12 protein-coding genes are annotated in these 15,197 nt (G+C 73.5%); 5 read left to right on the top strand and 7 right to left on the bottom strand.

Annotation, left to right across the window (positions count from 1 at the left end; genetic code table 11):
• Nucleotides 1–24: 24 nt before the first annotated feature.
• The gene (locus IE332_RS36375) at nucleotides 25–420 is read right to left on the bottom strand and encodes a winged helix-turn-helix transcriptional regulator (RefSeq protein ID WP_189925185.1); all 396 of its coding nucleotides are present in this window, start codon (nucleotides 418–420) and stop codon (nucleotides 25–27) included.
• 95 nt (nucleotides 421–515) lie between these two features.
• Between IE332_RS36375 and IE332_RS36380 the strand changes: the two genes are divergently transcribed.
• Together IE332_RS36380 and rarD are read left to right on the top strand one after the other, a co-directional pair.
• The gene (locus IE332_RS36380; RefSeq protein WP_189925187.1) at nucleotides 516–1,361 is read left to right on the top strand and encodes an SDR family oxidoreductase; all 846 of its coding nucleotides are present in this window, start codon (nucleotides 516–518) and stop codon (nucleotides 1,359–1,361) included.
• 157 nt (nucleotides 1,362–1,518) lie between these two features.
• Nucleotides 1,519–2,505: an EamA family transporter RarD gene (rarD, locus tag IE332_RS36385; RefSeq protein WP_189925189.1), complete on the top strand. Its 987-nt coding sequence runs from the start codon at nucleotides 1,519–1,521 to the stop codon at nucleotides 2,503–2,505.
• Here the strand turns inward: rarD and IE332_RS36390 are convergent.
• From IE332_RS36390 to IE332_RS36400, 3 genes are read right to left on the bottom strand one after another with little or no spacing between them, the layout of a single operon-like run.
• Nucleotides 2,495–3,403 (bottom strand): ABC transporter permease, encoded by a 909-nt coding sequence (locus IE332_RS36390; RefSeq protein WP_189925191.1) that lies wholly within the window; start codon nucleotides 3,401–3,403, stop codon nucleotides 2,495–2,497. The genes rarD and IE332_RS36390 overlap by 11 nt on opposite strands.
• Nucleotides 3,390–4,451: an ABC transporter ATP-binding protein gene (locus tag IE332_RS36395; protein WP_189925193.1), complete on the bottom strand. Its 1,062-nt coding sequence runs from the start codon at nucleotides 4,449–4,451 to the stop codon at nucleotides 3,390–3,392. Before IE332_RS36395 ends, IE332_RS36390 begins: the two co-directional genes overlap by 14 nt.
• Before the next feature lie 3 nt (nucleotides 4,452–4,454).
• Complete coding sequence (locus IE332_RS36400) at nucleotides 4,455–5,714, bottom strand: LolA family protein (RefSeq protein WP_229929192.1); 1,260 nt, start codon at nucleotides 5,712–5,714, stop codon at nucleotides 4,455–4,457.
• A 181-nt stretch (nucleotides 5,715–5,895) separates the two neighbouring features.
• Between IE332_RS36400 and IE332_RS36405 the strand changes: the two genes are divergently transcribed.
• Nucleotides 5,896–8,484: a bifunctional FO biosynthesis protein CofGH gene (locus IE332_RS36405; protein ID WP_229929193.1), complete on the top strand. Its 2,589-nt coding sequence runs from the start codon at nucleotides 5,896–5,898 to the stop codon at nucleotides 8,482–8,484.
• A 188-nt stretch (nucleotides 8,485–8,672) separates the two neighbouring features.
• Nucleotides 8,673–9,788 carry an ADP-ribosylglycohydrolase family protein gene (locus IE332_RS36410; protein WP_189925195.1) on the top strand — a complete coding sequence of 372 codons (1,116 nt, stop codon included), beginning with the start codon at nucleotides 8,673–8,675 and terminating at the stop codon, nucleotides 9,786–9,788.
• Nucleotides 9,789–9,966: 178 nt separating this feature from the next.
• On the opposite strand, the gene IE332_RS36415 is transcribed toward IE332_RS36410, so the two are convergent.
• The 3 genes from IE332_RS36415 to IE332_RS36425 all read right to left on the bottom strand — a co-directional run bounded on the left by IE332_RS36415 (nucleotide 9,967) and on the right by IE332_RS36425 (nucleotide 12,300).
• Entirely contained in the window at nucleotides 9,967–10,182 is a 216-nt protein-coding gene (locus tag IE332_RS36415; RefSeq protein WP_189925196.1) for a DUF397 domain-containing protein, read from the bottom strand.
• Complete coding sequence (locus IE332_RS36420) at nucleotides 10,179–11,042, bottom strand: helix-turn-helix domain-containing protein (protein WP_189925198.1); 864 nt, start codon at nucleotides 11,040–11,042, stop codon at nucleotides 10,179–10,181. Before IE332_RS36420 ends, IE332_RS36415 begins: the two co-directional genes overlap by 4 nt.
• 505 nt (nucleotides 11,043–11,547) lie before the next feature.
• Nucleotides 11,548–12,300: a GOLPH3/VPS74 family protein gene (locus tag IE332_RS36425; protein ID WP_189925200.1), complete on the bottom strand. Its 753-nt coding sequence runs from the start codon at nucleotides 12,298–12,300 to the stop codon at nucleotides 11,548–11,550.
• Between the two features lie 298 nt (nucleotides 12,301–12,598).
• Here IE332_RS36425 and IE332_RS36430 point away from each other — a divergent pair, with 298 nt between their 5' ends.
• Nucleotides 12,599–15,070 (top strand): D-alanyl-D-alanine carboxypeptidase family protein, encoded by a 2,472-nt coding sequence (locus tag IE332_RS36430; protein ID WP_189925202.1) that lies wholly within the window; start codon nucleotides 12,599–12,601, stop codon nucleotides 15,068–15,070.
• The last annotated feature ends 127 nt before the right edge of the window (nucleotides 15,071–15,197 follow it).

The following is a 15,197-nucleotide window of genomic DNA, read 5'->3' on the forward strand; positions in this document are numbered from 1 at the left end:
TTCGTCACCCGACGGTAGCGCCCGTCACCCGGCGGTGGCCCGGGCGTCGTACTCCTCGCGGGCGGTGACCACGGCCGGCACCCGCCGCTCCGACCAGCGCGCCAGCGCCGCGACCAGCTCCGCCGCCTCCCGCCCGAGCGGGGTGAGGCTGTAGTCGACCCGCGGCGGGATCACCGGGTGCGCCTCGCGCAGGACGAAGCCGTCCCGCTCCAGCGTCTGCAGGGTCTGGGCGAGCATCTTCTCGCTGACCCCCGAGACCTGCCGCCGCAGCTCGCTGAACCGGTAGCCGCGCTCGTGCAGCGCGCCGAGGACGAGGACGCCCCAGCGGCTGGTGACGTGCTCCAGCACGCCCCGCGACGGGCACATCCGGTCGAAGACGTTGGGCGGGGGGAACTCCCTCAGCTGCTCGCTTACCTTCATGTCAGTACCCTACTTTGAAGTGCGTACTTTCGAAAGGTTAGTGCCACCCCTAGGGTGAGTTTCGAGGTCGGAACCCCATTCCAAGGAGCATCCCCATGTACGTCGTCACCGGTGCCACCGGCCAGCTCGGCCGTCTCGTCGTCGAGGGCCTGCTGGCCGCCGTCCCCGCGAGCGAGGTGGCGGTCGCCGTCCGCTCCGCCGAGAAGGCCGCCGACCTGGCCGCGCGCGGCGTGACCGTCCGGGTCGTCGACTACGACCGGCCGGAGACTCTGGCCGACGCCTTCGCCGCCGGCGACCGGGTGCTGCTGATCTCGGGCAGCGAGGTCGGCCGCCGCATCCCGCAGCACCGGGCCGTGGTGGACGCCGCCGCGGCCGCCGGGGTGGCGCTGCTCGCCTACACCAGCGCGCCGGGCGCGGCCACCTTCCGGCTGGCCGACGAGCACAAGGCGACCGAGGAGCTGATCCTCGCCTCCGGCCTGCCGTACGCGCTCCTGCGCAACGGCTGGTACACCGAGAACTACCTGGGCGACGCGGCCGGCACGGTGGCCCGCGGCGTGGTCCTCGGCAGCGCCGGGGAGGGCCGGATCGCCACCGCCCCGCGCCGCGACTACGCCGACGCGGCGGTCGCGGTCCTGCGCGGCGAGGACGCGAACGCGGTGTACGAGCTGAGCGGCGACGCCGCCTGGAGCCTGCCCGAGCTGGCCGCCGAGCTGGCGAAGGCCTCCGGCAAGCCGGTCGAGCACCGGGACGTCGCCCCGGCCGAGCACCTGGCCGTGCTGGTCGGCGCGGGCCTGCCGGAGGGCTTCGCCGAGGTCCTGGTCGACGTGGACGCCGGCATCGCCCGCGGCGAGCTGGCCGGCACCCCGGGCGACCTGGCCCGGCTGATCGGCCGCCCGACCGTCCCGCTCGCCGACTCCGTCCGGGCGGCGCTGACCGCCTGATCGCCCTCACTGCCCTGACCGCCTGAGCTCCTGAAACGGCCCCGGCTGTCCGGCATGCAAGCACTGTCATGACCAAAATACGGAAACGGAGATGACAGTCCGCCCTTCCGCCCGCTACGGTCACCTCGACCACACGCGCGCGGAAGGGCACTCGGCCATGCCAGAGACAGACCAGCGGGACAACGGCCGGGGCCTCTGGTACGGCTTCGCGGCCTACGGCATCTGGGGGCTCTTCCCCCTGTTCTGGCCGCTGCTGGAGCCCGGCGCCGCCGACGACATCCTGGCCAACCGGATGGTCTGGTCCCTGGTCGCGGTCGTCCTGCTGCTGGTCGTCCAGCGGCACTGGAGCTGGATACGCCCGCTGCTGCGCCAGCCCCGCCGGGTGGCCATGCTGGCCGGCGCGGCCGCCGTGATCTCGGTCAACTGGGGCGTCTACATCTGGGGCGTCAACGCCGGGCACGTCGTCGAGACCAGCCTCGGCTACTTCATCAACCCCCTGGTCACCATCGCCTTCGGTGTCCTGGTGCTCAAGGAGCGGCTGCGCGTCGCGCAGTGGACGGCGGTCGGCGTCGGTGCGCTCGCCGTCGCCGTGCTGACCGCCGCGTACGGGCGGCTGCCGTGGATCGCGCTGACCCTGGCGCTCTCCTTCGCCACCTACGGCCTGCTGAAGAAGAAGGTCGGGCTGAGCGGCCTGGAGAGCCTGGCCGCCGAGAGCGCCTTCATGTTCCCGTTCGCCCTCGGCTACCTGGTCTACCTGGAGGTCAGCGGGCGCGGCACCTTCGGGCACACGGTGGCCGGCTCGTACGGCCTGGGCCACTCCGGGCTGCTGATGCTCAGCGGGGTGATCACCGCGATCCCGCTGCTGTTCTTCGGCGCGGCCGCCGTCCGGGTGCCGCTGACCGTGCTCGGCCTGCTGCAGTACCTGGCGCCGGTCTTCCAGTTCCTGATCGGCGTCGCCGTCTTCCACGAGTCGATGCCGCCCGCCCGCTGGGCCGGCTTCGGCCTGGTCTGGGCCGCGCTCGCGCTGCTCACCTGGGACGCGCTGCGCCAGGTGCGCGCCGACCGCGCGCTGCGGGCCGCGGCCGTGCCACGGCCCGCACCGGCGGATCAGTCGGCCGAGGCCGCGGCAGCCGTCACGCGCTGATGTCCCGGCTGGTGAAGCGGGACCAGGCGGCCGAGCCGAACACGGCGACGTAGGCGGCCTGCAGCCCGAGGTCCTTCAGCACGCCGTCCCAGTACATCGGCTCGCGCAGCAGGTCCGAGAAGCTGAGCCAGTAGTGGGTGAACAGGAACGGCCTGATCGCGTCCAGCTGCGGGAAGGCGTCCAGGATCTGGACGGTGATCACCAGCCCGACGGTGGCGGCCATCGCCGCGATGCCGCTGCCGGTGAGCGTGGAGACGAACAGCCCGATCGCCACCAGCCCGGCCAGCGAGGCGGCCACCACCCCGGCCACCAGCACCGCGCGCAGCAGCGCGTCGGCCAGGCCGATGGTGTCCCCGGAGATCAGCGTGACCTCGCCGAGCGGGAAGAGCGCGGCCCCGGTGGCCAGGGCCGCCACCGCGACCGCCGCCGTCGCGGCCAGGCAGAACACCAGACCGGCGGTGAACTTGGCGGCCAGCAGCCTGGTCCGCCCGGCCGGGGCGACCAGCAGGTAGCGCAGCGTCCCGGTGGCCGCCTCGCCCGCGACCGCGTCCCCGGCGACCACGCCGACCGTCATCGGCAGGAACACCGGCAGGGCGACCGCCAGCGCGGTGAAGACCAGGAACAGCCCGTTCTGGGTGGTCTGCGCGATGAAGCTCGGACCGCCGCCGCCCTCGTGCGGGCCGTCCGTGTTGAGCTTGACGACCACCCCGATCAGGACCGGCAGCACCGCCAGGATCCCCAGCAGCACCTTGGTGCGCATCCGGCGGAAGGTCAGGTGCAGCTCGTTGCCGAACAGGGCCAGGAACCCGGCCGTCGTCCGCGGCCGCCGGCCCACCGCCGGTACCGCCTCGGTCCGCCCGGCCGTCCCGGTCCCTCCGGCCGCCTCAGCCCGCGACATCGAAGCCCTCCCCGGTCAGCGCCACGAAGGCGTCCTCCAACGTGCCCCGCTCCAGCCCGAAGCCGTGCACCCGCACCCCGGCCGCGACCAGCGCCGCGCACAGCTCGGGCAGCGCCTCGTCGTCCCGCTCGCCGAACTCGCCGTCCACCCGGTCCTCGCCGGGCACCAGGGCGGTGACCCGGTGGGCCGCCAGCACCTCGACGGCCCGCGCCACGTCCGGGGTGCGGACCACCAGCCGGCCCTGCGCCCGGGCGGCCAGCTCGGCGACGGTGCCCTGCACCACCAGTCGGCCGCGGGACATCACCGCCGCGTGGGTGCAGACCTGCTCGATCTCGTCCAGCAGGTGGGAGGAGAGGAACACCGTGGTGCCCTCCGCCGCGACCTCCCGGATCAGCGCCCGGATCTCCCGCATGCCCTGCGGGTCCAGGCCGTTGGTCGGTTCGTCCAGCACCAGCAGCTCGCGCGGCTGCAGCAGCGCGGAGGCCAGCCCCAGGCGCTGCTTCATGCCGAGCGAGTACGCACGGGCCTTCTTGCGCGCCGCGGCGCTCAGGCCGACCCGTTCCAGCGCCGTGTCGACCCGCTGCGGGCGGGTGCGCGGGTCGGCGGTCGGGTCGGCGGCGTCGAACCGGATCAGGTTGTCCCGACCGGAGAGGAAGCCGTACAGCGCCGGGCCCTCGATCAGCGCGCCCACCCGGGGCAGCACGGTGGCGACGGACTGCGGCATCGGTTCGCCGAGGACGGTGGCCACGCCCGAGGTGGGGGCGATCAGGCCCATCAGCATCCGGATGGTGGTGGTCTTGCCGGAGCCGTTGGGGCCCAGGAAGCCGAAGACGGAGCCGCGCGGCACGGCCAGGTCCAGGCCGTCCACGGCGAGCTGGCCGCCCCGGAAGCGCTTGGTCAGGCCGCGGGTCCTGATCACGTCGTCGGAACCGAGGAAAGCTGTGGCGGTGGGGGAAGCGGGCGGAAGAGGAGCGGGGGCCGGGCGCGGTTCCGCGCCCGGGCCCCCGGCCGACTCCGTAACGTCCCCCGTTACGGGAGCCTTGGTCATCCGTCAGTTCACCCCGGCGGCGTGCTGCAGGACCGGCAGGGTCACCGCGCCGGCGAAGACCCGGCCGTCGTCGGTGAGCAGGACGTTGACGACCTTGGTGCTGATCAGGGTGCCGCCGGCGACCTGCTTGCCGAGCGACTTGATCAGCCCCTGCGGGTTCACCGAGCCGCGGCCGGCGTGCTTGCCGTCCTTCGGCACCTCGACCGGACCGCCGGGCAGCTGGGTGGCGACCACGGCCGTCCAGCCCTCGCCGATCACGTTCAGGTGCTCGTGGTCCCCGCCGTTGGCGCCCGCCGCGGCCTTGCCCTCGGCAGCCGCCTCGGCCGCCGCCTGGTCCGCCTTCTTCTCCGTCACCTTGGCGCCCTTGGGCGCGGTGAAGTCGAAGGTCTTGGCGGCCGGCTTGGCGAAGGAGACGTCGGTGAAGCGCAGGTCCAGCACGGTGGTGCCGTCGGTGGACTTCACCGCCACCGCGAGCGGCACGCCGTTGTCGGCGGCCACCGCGATCCGGACCTCGGCGACGGTGGAGCCGCTCTGGGTCGGCTTCACGCTCAGCTGGTAGGCCTTCTGCCCGGCCACGTTGGCCGTCCCGGCCACGGTGACCGAGGTGGTGCCGGCGCTCGCGGTCAGGACCTGCCGGGCGGCCTCCTGCGGGGTGGTCGGCAGCTCGGACAGCGGTGCGCCGGGGTGCTGATCGGCCTGCTTGCGGGGAAGCTGGGCCGCCGCTCCGATCAGGTGCAGCGCGCTGTTGGTCGAGCTGTCCCAGGCCCAGGCCTGGTCGCCGTTGCGGACCATGGTGTAGCCGGCCATGTTCTCCATCATGTCGACCCGCTGGTGCTCGGGGCCGTCCACGGCGACCCGCAGCGTGCGGTCGCCGCCGAGCAGGCCGAGCAGCTTGCCCTGCGGGTCGGCGGGCGAGGACTGGCCGCTCGCGCCGGTGCCGCCGGAGCCGACGCCGCCGCCCGCGCCGCCGAGCCCGCCGGCCATGCCCAGGAGCTGGCTGGGCAGGCCGAGGTCGGTGCTGACGGTGACCGTCCCGGAGAGGGCCTGGGTCTGCGAGCCGAGGGCCTTGGCCACGATCTGCTCCGCCGTCAGCGTCGGCAGGTCGGGCGGGGAGTCGGCGGCCAGCGCGGGCACCAGCCCGATGCCCGCGGCGATCACCGCGGCCACCGCCACCGGCACCCCGGCGCGCACCAGCACGCGCCGCCGCGAGCGGTACGGCACACCGCCGTCCAGCTCGTCCCCGGTCGCCTTGTCATTGGTCATGGCGTACTCAACTCCTCTGCGGACACGTCCGTTTGCCCTTGCCCCTCCATTAGAGGCCGCCGCGCCGCCGCCGGCATCGCCCTGCAGGGCCAGATCGGGTTGGCCTTCGTGGGTACGCCGACCCTGAGACGGCCTCAGGGTTGCTCATCCCGGGGTCGCACCCCTGGCGTAGGGTCGCGCCATGGACGGAACCGCCATGGACGCAAGCACCCCGCCGACCGCGAACGCGATGCGCCGCGCCCTGCGCCGCGCCCGGGACGGCGTCGCCCTCGACGTGACCGAGGCCGCCGTGCTGCTCCAGGCCAGAGGCGAGGACCTGGACGACCTCTGCGCGAGCGCCGCCCGGGTGCGCGACGCGGGCCTCGAAGCGGCCGGCCGGCCCGGGATCATCACCTACTCCAAGAGCGTCTTCATCCCGCTCACCCGGCTCTGCCGCGACAAGTGCCACTACTGCACCTTCGTCACCGTCCCCGGCAAGCTGCGCCGGGCCGGCCACGGGATGTTCATGTCCCCCGACGAGGTGCTGGAGGTGGCCCGGCGCGGCGCCGAACTCGGCTGCAAGGAAGCCCTGATCACGCTCGGGGACAAGCCCGAGGACCGCTGGCCCGAGGCCCGCGAGTGGCTGGACGCGCACGGCTACGACGACACCATCGCCTACGTGCGGGCGATGTCGATCCGCATCCTGGAGGAGACCGGCCTGCTGCCGCACCTCAACCCCGGGGTGCTGAGCTGGACGGACTTCCAGCGGCTCAAGCCGGTCTCCGCCTCGATGGGCATGATGCTGGAGACCACCGCCACCCGGCTGTGGAGCGAGCCCGGCGGCCCGCACTTCGGCTCCCCGGACAAGGAGCCGGCCGTCCGCCTCCGGGTGCTGGAGGACGCCGGCCGCAGCTCCGTCCCGTTCACCAGCGGCCTGCTGATCGGCATCGGCGAGACGTACCGGGAGCGCGCCGAGTCGCTGTTCGCGCTGCGCAAGGTCTCCCGCGCGTACCACGGCATCCAGGAGCTGATCCTGCAGAACTTCCGCGCCAAGCCGGACACGGCGATGCGCGGCATGCCGGACGCCGAACTGGACGAGCTGGTCGCCACCGTGGCGGTCGCCCGCCACCTGCTGGGCCCGACGGCCTGCCTGCAGGCCCCGCCGAACCTGGTGGACGGCGAGTACGAGCGGCTGATCGGCGCCGGCATCGACGACTGGGGCGGCGTCTCCCCGCTCACCCCGGACCACGTCAACCCCGAGCGGCCCTGGCCGCAGATCGACCGCCTGGCCGAGCGCTCGGCGGCGGCCGGCTTCGAACTGCGCGAACGCCTCGCCGTCTACCCCGAGTACGTGCGCCACGGCGAGCCCTGGCTGGACCCGCGGGTGCTGCCGCACGTCCGCGCGCTGTCCGACCCGGAGACCGGCCTGGCCGACCCGGACGCGGTGGTCCGCGGCCTGCCCTGGCAGGAGCCCGAGGACCTGCCGCAGGCGTACGGGCGGACCGACCTGCACACCGCCGTCGACACCGAGGGCCGCACCGGCGACCGCCGGGCCGACTTCGAGGACGTGTACGGCGACTGGGAGGTGCTGCGCGAGCAGGTGCTCGCCGAGGGCGCGCCCGAGCGCCTCATCGGGGACCTCCGCGAGGCCCTCGCGGTGGCCGCCGACGACCCGGAGAAGCTGACCGACGACCAGGCGCTGGCCCTGTTCCACGCCGACGGCCCGGCCCTGGACGCGCTCTGCCGGATCGCCGACGACGTGCGCCGGGACGCGGTCGGGGACGACGTCACCTACTGCGTCACCCGGAACATCAACTTCACCAACGTCTGCTACACCGGCTGCCGCTTCTGCGCCTTCGCGCAGCGCCGCACCGACGCGGACGCGTACACCCTCTCCCTGGAGCAGGTCGCCGACCGGGCCGCCCAGGCCTGGGAGGTGGGCGCCACCGAGGTCTGCATGCAGGGCGGCATCCACCCGGACCTGCCCGGCACCGCCTACTTCGACATCGCCCGCGCGGTGAAGGAGCGGGTGCCCGGCATCCACGTGCACGCCTTCTCGCCGATGGAGGTGGTCAACGGCGCGACCCGCACCGGACTGTCGATCCGTGACTGGCTGCAGCGGGCCAAGGAGTCGGGCCTGGACACCATCCCGGGCACGGCCGCCGAGATCCTGGACGACGAGGTCCGCTGGGTGCTCACCAAGGGCAAGCTGCCGGCCGCCACCTGGGTCGAGGTGGTCACCACCGCGCACGAGCTGGGCATCCGCTCCTCGTCCACGATGATGTACGGGCACGTGGACACCCCGAAGCACTGGCTCGGCCACCTGCGGCTGCTCGCCGGGATCCAGCAACGCACGGGCGGCTTCACCGAGTTCGTCACCCTGCCGTTCATCCACACCAACGCCCCGGTCTACCTGGCCGGCATCGCCCGGCCCGGCCCCACCGCGCGGGACAACCGCGCGGTGGTCGCGATGGCCCGGCTGCTGCTGCACCCGCACATCCCCAACATCCAGACCAGCTGGGTCAAGCTGGGCGCCGAGGGCGCGGCCGAGATGCTCCGCTCCGGCGCCAACGACCTGGGCGGCACGCTGATGGAGGAGACCATCTCGCGGATGGCCGGCTCGGCGTACGGCAGCTACAAGTCGGTGCGCGACCTGCAGGCGATCGCCGAGGCGGCGGGCCGCCCGCACCGCCAGCGCACCACCACCTACGGCGAGGTGCCGGCCGAGCGGCAGGCCGCGGCCAAGGCCTCGGACGGGCACCTGCCGGCGCTGCTGCCTCTGCTGGACTGAGCGGACCGGGTCCGGCCGCCGGGCGGGCGGCGGCGGGACCCGGGGAGGAGACGGGCGACGGGCCGGAGCGGGGCACTCCAGTTCGAGGGATGCCGTCGATCCGCACGGGGCGTCGAAGTACAGTGCGAGGGCGCGCGACCGGCCGAGCGTCGTGCGGCCCCCGTCCCGAGGAAAGGCGCCCCGTCGTGATGCCACTGTGGTCACGCGCCCAGCAGCAGGACTACCGCAGCAGGGTGCGGGGCTGCCTGCTCGGCGGGGCCGTCGGCGACGCGCTCGGCGCCGGCGTCGAGTTCGAGGCGCTGGAGAAGATCCGGGCCCAGCACGGCCCGCAGGGCGTCACCGGCTACGTCCCCGCGTACGGGCGCACCGGCGCCGTCACCGACGACACCCAGCTCAGCCTGTTCACCGTCGACGGACTCGTCCGCGCCCACATCCGGCGCGACACCGGCAGCTGGCACCCGCCGACCGACCTGCACCTGGCCTACCTGCGCTGGGCCGCCACCCAGCGCGACTGGGGCCCGGACGAGCGCCGCCCCGACCTCGGCTGGCTCGGCCGCGAGGAGTGGCTGTACGCCCAGCGGGCCCCCGGCCAGGGCTGCCTGTCCGGCCTCACCGGGCCCGACGCCGAGCGGCTCGGCACCCTGGAGCGGCCCAAGAACCCGCACTCCAAGGCCAGCGGCACGGTCGTCCGGGCGGCGCCGTTCGGCCTGCTCACCACCTGGGAGCCGGGCCTGGTCTTCCAGCTGGCGGTGGAGTGCTCGGTGCTCACCCACGGCCACCCCACCGGCTACCTGGCGGCGGGCGCGTTCGCGGTGATCGTCCAGTCGGTGGCCCGCGGCGGCACCCTGGAGGAGGGGGTCCACCTCGCGCTGGCCCTGCTCTCCGAGCGGCAGGGGCACGAGGAGACCACCACCGCGCTGCGGGGCGCGCTGGACGCCGTCCGGGCCGGCGAGCCCTCGGCCGACCGGGTCGAGGCGCTGGGGGAGGGCTGGGTCGCCGAGGAGGCGCTGGCGATCGGGGTCTACTGCGCGCTGGTCGCCCACGACGTCCGCTCGGGCCTGCTGCTCGCCGTCAACCACTCCGGCGACAGCGACGCCACCGGCTCGATCTGCGGCAACCTGCTCGGGGTGCTGCACGGGGACACCGCGCTGCCGCCGGGCCTGGTCGCCGGGGTCGAGGGACGCCAGGCGATCCTCGAACTCGCCGACGACTTCGTGCTGGAGCTGATGCACGGCACCGAACTGCACGACCCGCGGACGCCGGAGGGCGCCAACTGGTCCGCCCGCTACCCGGTGGGCGGCTGAGGCGGGACCCTGGCGCGGCAGCCCGCGCGGCAGCCCGCGCGGCGGCCCGGTGCGGAAGGCCGGGTACGTCAGCCCTGCACGTCGGCCCGAAACGGCAGTTGCCCGTAGCGCCGACCGCCGCGGGGCGACGGACAGCGCTACGGGCAACTGGTCCGGGTACGGGAACCGCCCGACGGGATCAGCCCGGCAGCTCGCCGAAGGCGCCGGTCGCCGCCGCCGAGGCGAAGGCGTTCCAGGCCTGGGTGGAGAACCGCAGTTGGGGGCCCCTGGGATCCTTCGAGTCCCGGACCGCCACCTCCCCCGCGCCGGGGAGGGCGATCTCCACGCAGGCGCCTTGGCCGCCGCTGTGACTGCTCTTGCGCCATCGGGTTCCGTACTCGGACGGGGTGATCATTCGTGGAAGTCCTTTTCGATGTCGGCTATCAGCGACCGGCTCTCCGCGACACCGAGTGCGGCCGCTCTCAGGTAGTCGTACAGACCGGTATAGCGCCGCACATCAGCCTCCTTCTCCAGGTAGAGATCGCTCGTCACACCTTCGAAGTAGACAACCGTGGAATCGGCTGACTCCGGGAACTCCAGCAGGGAGAATGTCCCGGTCATGCCGGGGTGCGCGCCGTGCGAGAACGGGATCACCTGGATGGTGATGTTCGAACGCAGGCTGAGCTCCAGCATCTGCTGCAGCTGCCGGGCCATCACCTCCTTGCTGCCGACCTCGCGACGCAGCGCCGCCTCGTCTATGACGGTCCACAGGCTGCCCAGCTGGTTCTCGCCGTGGACGCGCTCCTGGCGCTTCATCCGGACCTGGACCCGTCGTTGCACGGCGACCGCGTCGGTGTCCGGCTGGGTGCCCTCGACCACGGCCTGGGCGTACTGCTCGGTCTGCAGCAGGCCCGGGACGAAGGAGGACTCGTACGCGCGGATCGAGGAGGCCTCGGCCTCCAGTCCGATGTAGACGCTGTACGGGGTCGGCATGTCGTTGAAGTCGTGCCACCAGCCGCGCTGGCGCGACTCCTTGGCCATCTCCATGAGGCTGGCGCGCATCTGCTCGTCGGCCACCTTGTACACGTCGCAGAGGTCGCGCACGTCCCGCTGGCTGATGCTGCGGCGGCCGTTCTCCAGTCGGCTGATCTTCGACTGGGAGACCATCAGCCGGCCGGCGACCTCCTCGGCCGTCATGCCGAGGCCCTCGCGGAGCTTGCGCAGCTCGGAACCGAGACGTCGGCGTCGGACGGTGGGATTGACGTTGGCGGACACTTCGACCTCCGGCCGAACCTCTGGTGATCGTTGGAACGGCAGTCCTCGGAACACTTCGGACATTGGGACCAACCCCCCTGACTTGGAGCAGCATGACACCTTGGGCCAGGTCGGCGCCGGGGAATCACAGCAGCGCGGTAGAACGGATCATCGGAAAAGCGCTTCTGTGAGACGGCGAAAGCCCCCAGGTGGTAATGCGACTCGGCGACTCGGACAGATAGTGCGACGGGTACCCCCGGGCGGTCCCGCACATGCCACCGGCACGTGCGGGGGCAGGCCGCCGGGGCCCCGGGGACGGCAAGAGGGGCGGTCGCCGGGCGACTTGCGTCGCGGGGCGACCGCCCCTCGGTGCTGCTGGTGGTGCTCGTCGTAGCGGTGGTGCCGGTCGTTCCGGTGGCGCTGGTCGTACGGGTGGTGCCGGTCACGCGCCGGGGCGCTCAGCGCCTCAGGGGGCGTGGGCGAGGCGGCGCGCGCCGTCGGGCGACCGAGGTCGTTCAGTCGCCGGTCAACGGACGCCCACCCGGGAGGCGGGGACCCGCCCGCCCGTGCCCCGGCCCGCCGCCGTACGGGCGCCGGAGCGGGCAGCGGCGGCCGGGGCGGCCCCGGCGCCTTGGGATGAACGGTTCTGCTGCGTCGGCAGGCCGTTCTGCACGTCCATCACGGCGTGCGCGACCATCCCGCCGAGCGGGTCGTACCGGATCAGGTCGCGCAGCCGTGACCGCGAGGACCGGCCCTCGTTGCCCGGGTACAGGTGCTTGCCCAGGCCCACCGAGTGGGCGAGCGCGGCCAGTGCGGCGGTCCGCGGGTCCGGCGGCACACCGGTGCGGATCGCGGTGTCCAGCCGCTGCTTGATCGCGGCGTTGGTGCAGTCGTCGGACGCCTGGTACCGGGTCGTCGGCAGCACCCCGCACACCTGGCCCGGCACGGCCGTCACCATGCCGCAGCGCTCCAGGTGCGCCAGATAGGTCTGTCGCAGCCCCAGCCGTGGCCCTCCGATCCAGTGCGCCGCGCGGACCGGACTGCCGCGTCGGCGCAGCAGTTCCAGTGCGTGGTCAAGGGTCGGGTCGCCGGTCGGCCGTGCGAGCACGACTGCGATCCGGTCTCCCTCCGGTACGATCCGTCCGGCCAGGGACAGCTCGACGAGCTGGGCCCCGGCGAGTCCGAGGTCGAGGGTCTGCGGCTGCGCCGTGGTACCCGTGGTCGGGTCCAAAGCGAGCAGCAAGAGTTCCTCGGGAACAGTTCTGCGGCTCTTGCCCATCCAAGCCTCCCCGCGTGGATGAGAGACAGGGTGACGCCTCTCACACGGGCTTGTCGAGTACGCCTCCGAATCGTGACCTTGCGGTGAAGGCGCGGAACCGGCGGCCGCGGGCCCGGCGTCTGACCGGTGAACAGGCCGCGGTCCGGCCGTGCGGCGGCAATAAGCGCCGGTCGGGCGGGGTGTGCGCGGTGGGAACGGCCGCCGGTGGCGGAGACTGTACAGGTACACGGGGCGGGGCGTCGGCTTCCCGAAATCGGGTTCGCCGGTGCCCCGCCGGGCGTTGAGGAGGCTGGGATACGTGGGCGAGTCCCCCGACAGGGTGCTGAGGGACGGCGAGCGGGAGCGGGACCGCGAGCGCGAACGGACCGGTGCGACGGCGGCCGGTGCCGCCGGGGCCGCCGGGCCGGTCGAGTCCGCGGAGCCGGTCGGGAGCGCGGCTTCCGCGGAAGCCGCGGACTCCTCGGCGGGTGGGTCCGGCCCGGACGCTGCCGGGGCGACCGCCGAAGCCGCCTCGGACGGCACCCCGGACAGCTCTGCGAAGACCTCCGGCGAGGCGCGCCCGAAGACGTCGGGGGAGGCGTCGGCGAAGGGGGCCGACGGCGCTCCGGCGGCGGGGGCCAAGGCCGGCTCGACCGTGCAGCTCCGCGTCCGGGATGTGGACAGCAAGACGACGATGCTGCGGCTTCCGGTGGACAACAGGACCACCGCGCTGCGGCTGCCCGACGAGCTGGTGAAGGCCGCCGGCAAGGGGAGTTCGGGTGGTGAGGGGGAGAAGAAGGAGTCGCCGTCGGCGGCCGCCGGCGTGAAGGAGCCCGCCGAGCGTCCGTCCACGACCGACCCCCGTCTCGCCATGCGGACGGCAGCGGCGGCCGCCGCTGCCGCGGGGAAGGCGGCGGAGAAGGGGGACGCGAAGGGGGAGGAGAAGGCGGCCGAACCCGCCGACGCCGACACCGGATCGGACACCGGAACGGACGCCGGATCAGGGGCCGTCGAGAGCGCTGACGCGTCGGCCACGACGGCTGAGAAGACCGAGAAGACCGAGAAGGCCGAGAAGGCTGAGAAGACCGGGCAGCCGGAGAAGGCCGCGAGCGCCGCGGCCGCCGCGGCCGCCGAGGGTGCCGAGGGTGCCGAATCCGACGAGCCCACCGAGTCCGGCGAGCCCATTCCCGCCGACGCCGCCCCCGTCACGCTGACCACGACCGGGCAGCCGGGTCAGAAGCCGGGCCAGGCCGAGAAGCTGGAGAAGCCCAAGCCGCTGCGCGCCCCCGCCGCCCCGGCGGCCGGGACGGTGCCCGAGCCCCCCGAGCCGGCCCCCCTCCCCGAGCCCGAGCCCGCGCCGGAGCCGGCCCCCAGGCCCAAGCCCGCGCCCGTGCCGGCGCCGGTCCCCCCGCCGAAGCCGCTGCCCGAGCCCGACCCGCGGCCGGTGCCCCCGGTCCCGCCGCTGCCCGCGCCCGAGCCGCTGCCCGCCCCGGAACCGCTGCCCTCGCCGGAGAACACGGCGGAGGCGATGGAGGTGCTGGCCACCCTCAACGCCCGGCCGGTCTCGCCGCTGCGCCGCGCCCTCAAGCGGGTCACCATCTGGACCGTCTTCCTCGCCGTGGTGCTCGGCGCGGCCGTGGTGGCCCAGCTGCTGCGCCCGCTGCCGGACCCCAAGACGAAGATGACCGCCACCGGCAGCTACAACTTCTCCGGTGACCAGCTCGACGTCGCCTGGCCGGCCAAGGGCCAGTCCGCCGCCGAGGTGGTCGGCGTCGGCAGCCTCGGCAGCTCGGGCCAGGAGACGCCGGCCTCGATCGCCAGCGTCACCAAGGTGATGAACGCCTATCTGATCCTGCAGAAGTTCCCGCTGAAGAAGGGCGAGAGCGGCCCGAAGATCACCGTCGACAAGCAGGCCGCGCAGGAGTCCGGCAACGCCGACGAGTCCCGGGTGACGCTCACCGAGGGCCAGGTGCTCACCGAGTACCAGGCGCTGGAGCTGCTGATGCTGCCCTCGGCCAACAACGTGGCCCGGCTGCTCGCCCGCTACCACTCCGGCTCCGAGGACGCGTTCGTCAAGCTGATGAACGACACCGCGGCCAAGTTCGGCATGACCAACAGCATCTACGCGGACCCGGCGGGCTACAACGCGGACACCAAGTCCACCGCCAAGGACCAGCTGAAGTTGGCCGAGCAGGTCATGCAGGACGAGATCTTCCGGCAGATCGTCTCCACCCCGGAGACCAACTTCAACAACGTGAAGATCCCCAACACCAACAACCTGATCAACCCGAAGACCGGCGTCATCGGCATCAAGACCGGCTCCAGCACCCCGGCCGGCGGCTGCCTGATGTGGGCCGCCTACAAGGAGATCGGCGGCGTGAAGCGGCTGATCCTCGGCGTCACCCTGGGCCAGCCGGCCACCTCGTCCGCCCCGGGCGACGGGATCCTGCCGACCGTGCTGAAGGTCAGCGGCAAGCAGATCCAGGCCGCGCAGAACGGCCTGACCGGCCAGACCGTGGTGAAGAAGGGCGACGTCGTCGGCTCGGTGGACGACGGGCTCGGCGGCAAGGTCCAGGTCGTGGCGACCAAGGACCTGACGGTGGCCGGCTTCCCCGGCATCTCCGGCACGGTCACCCTGGACGCGTCGAAGATCGGCCACACCGAGAAGGCGGGCAAGGAGGTCGGCGTGCTGCGGGTGGGCGCCGGCGAGGACAAGGTGGAGGTCCCGGTGGCCCTCCAGGCGGACCTCAACCCGCCGTCCATCCAGTCCCGGCTGCTGCGCACGCTGTGAGCCGGCGGAACCGCTGAGCGGCCGAGGCCGCTGAAAGCGGTTGGGCCGCCGCGGGAACAACGAAGGGGAGCCGGTACGGACCGGCTCCCCTTCGGCGTTCCCGCGTCCCTGTCCCTGTCCCGGTCCG

Source organism: Kitasatospora xanthocidica (assembly GCF_014656195.1).
Taxonomy (GTDB): Bacteria; Actinomycetota; Actinomycetes; order Streptomycetales; family Streptomycetaceae; genus Kitasatospora; species Kitasatospora xanthocidica.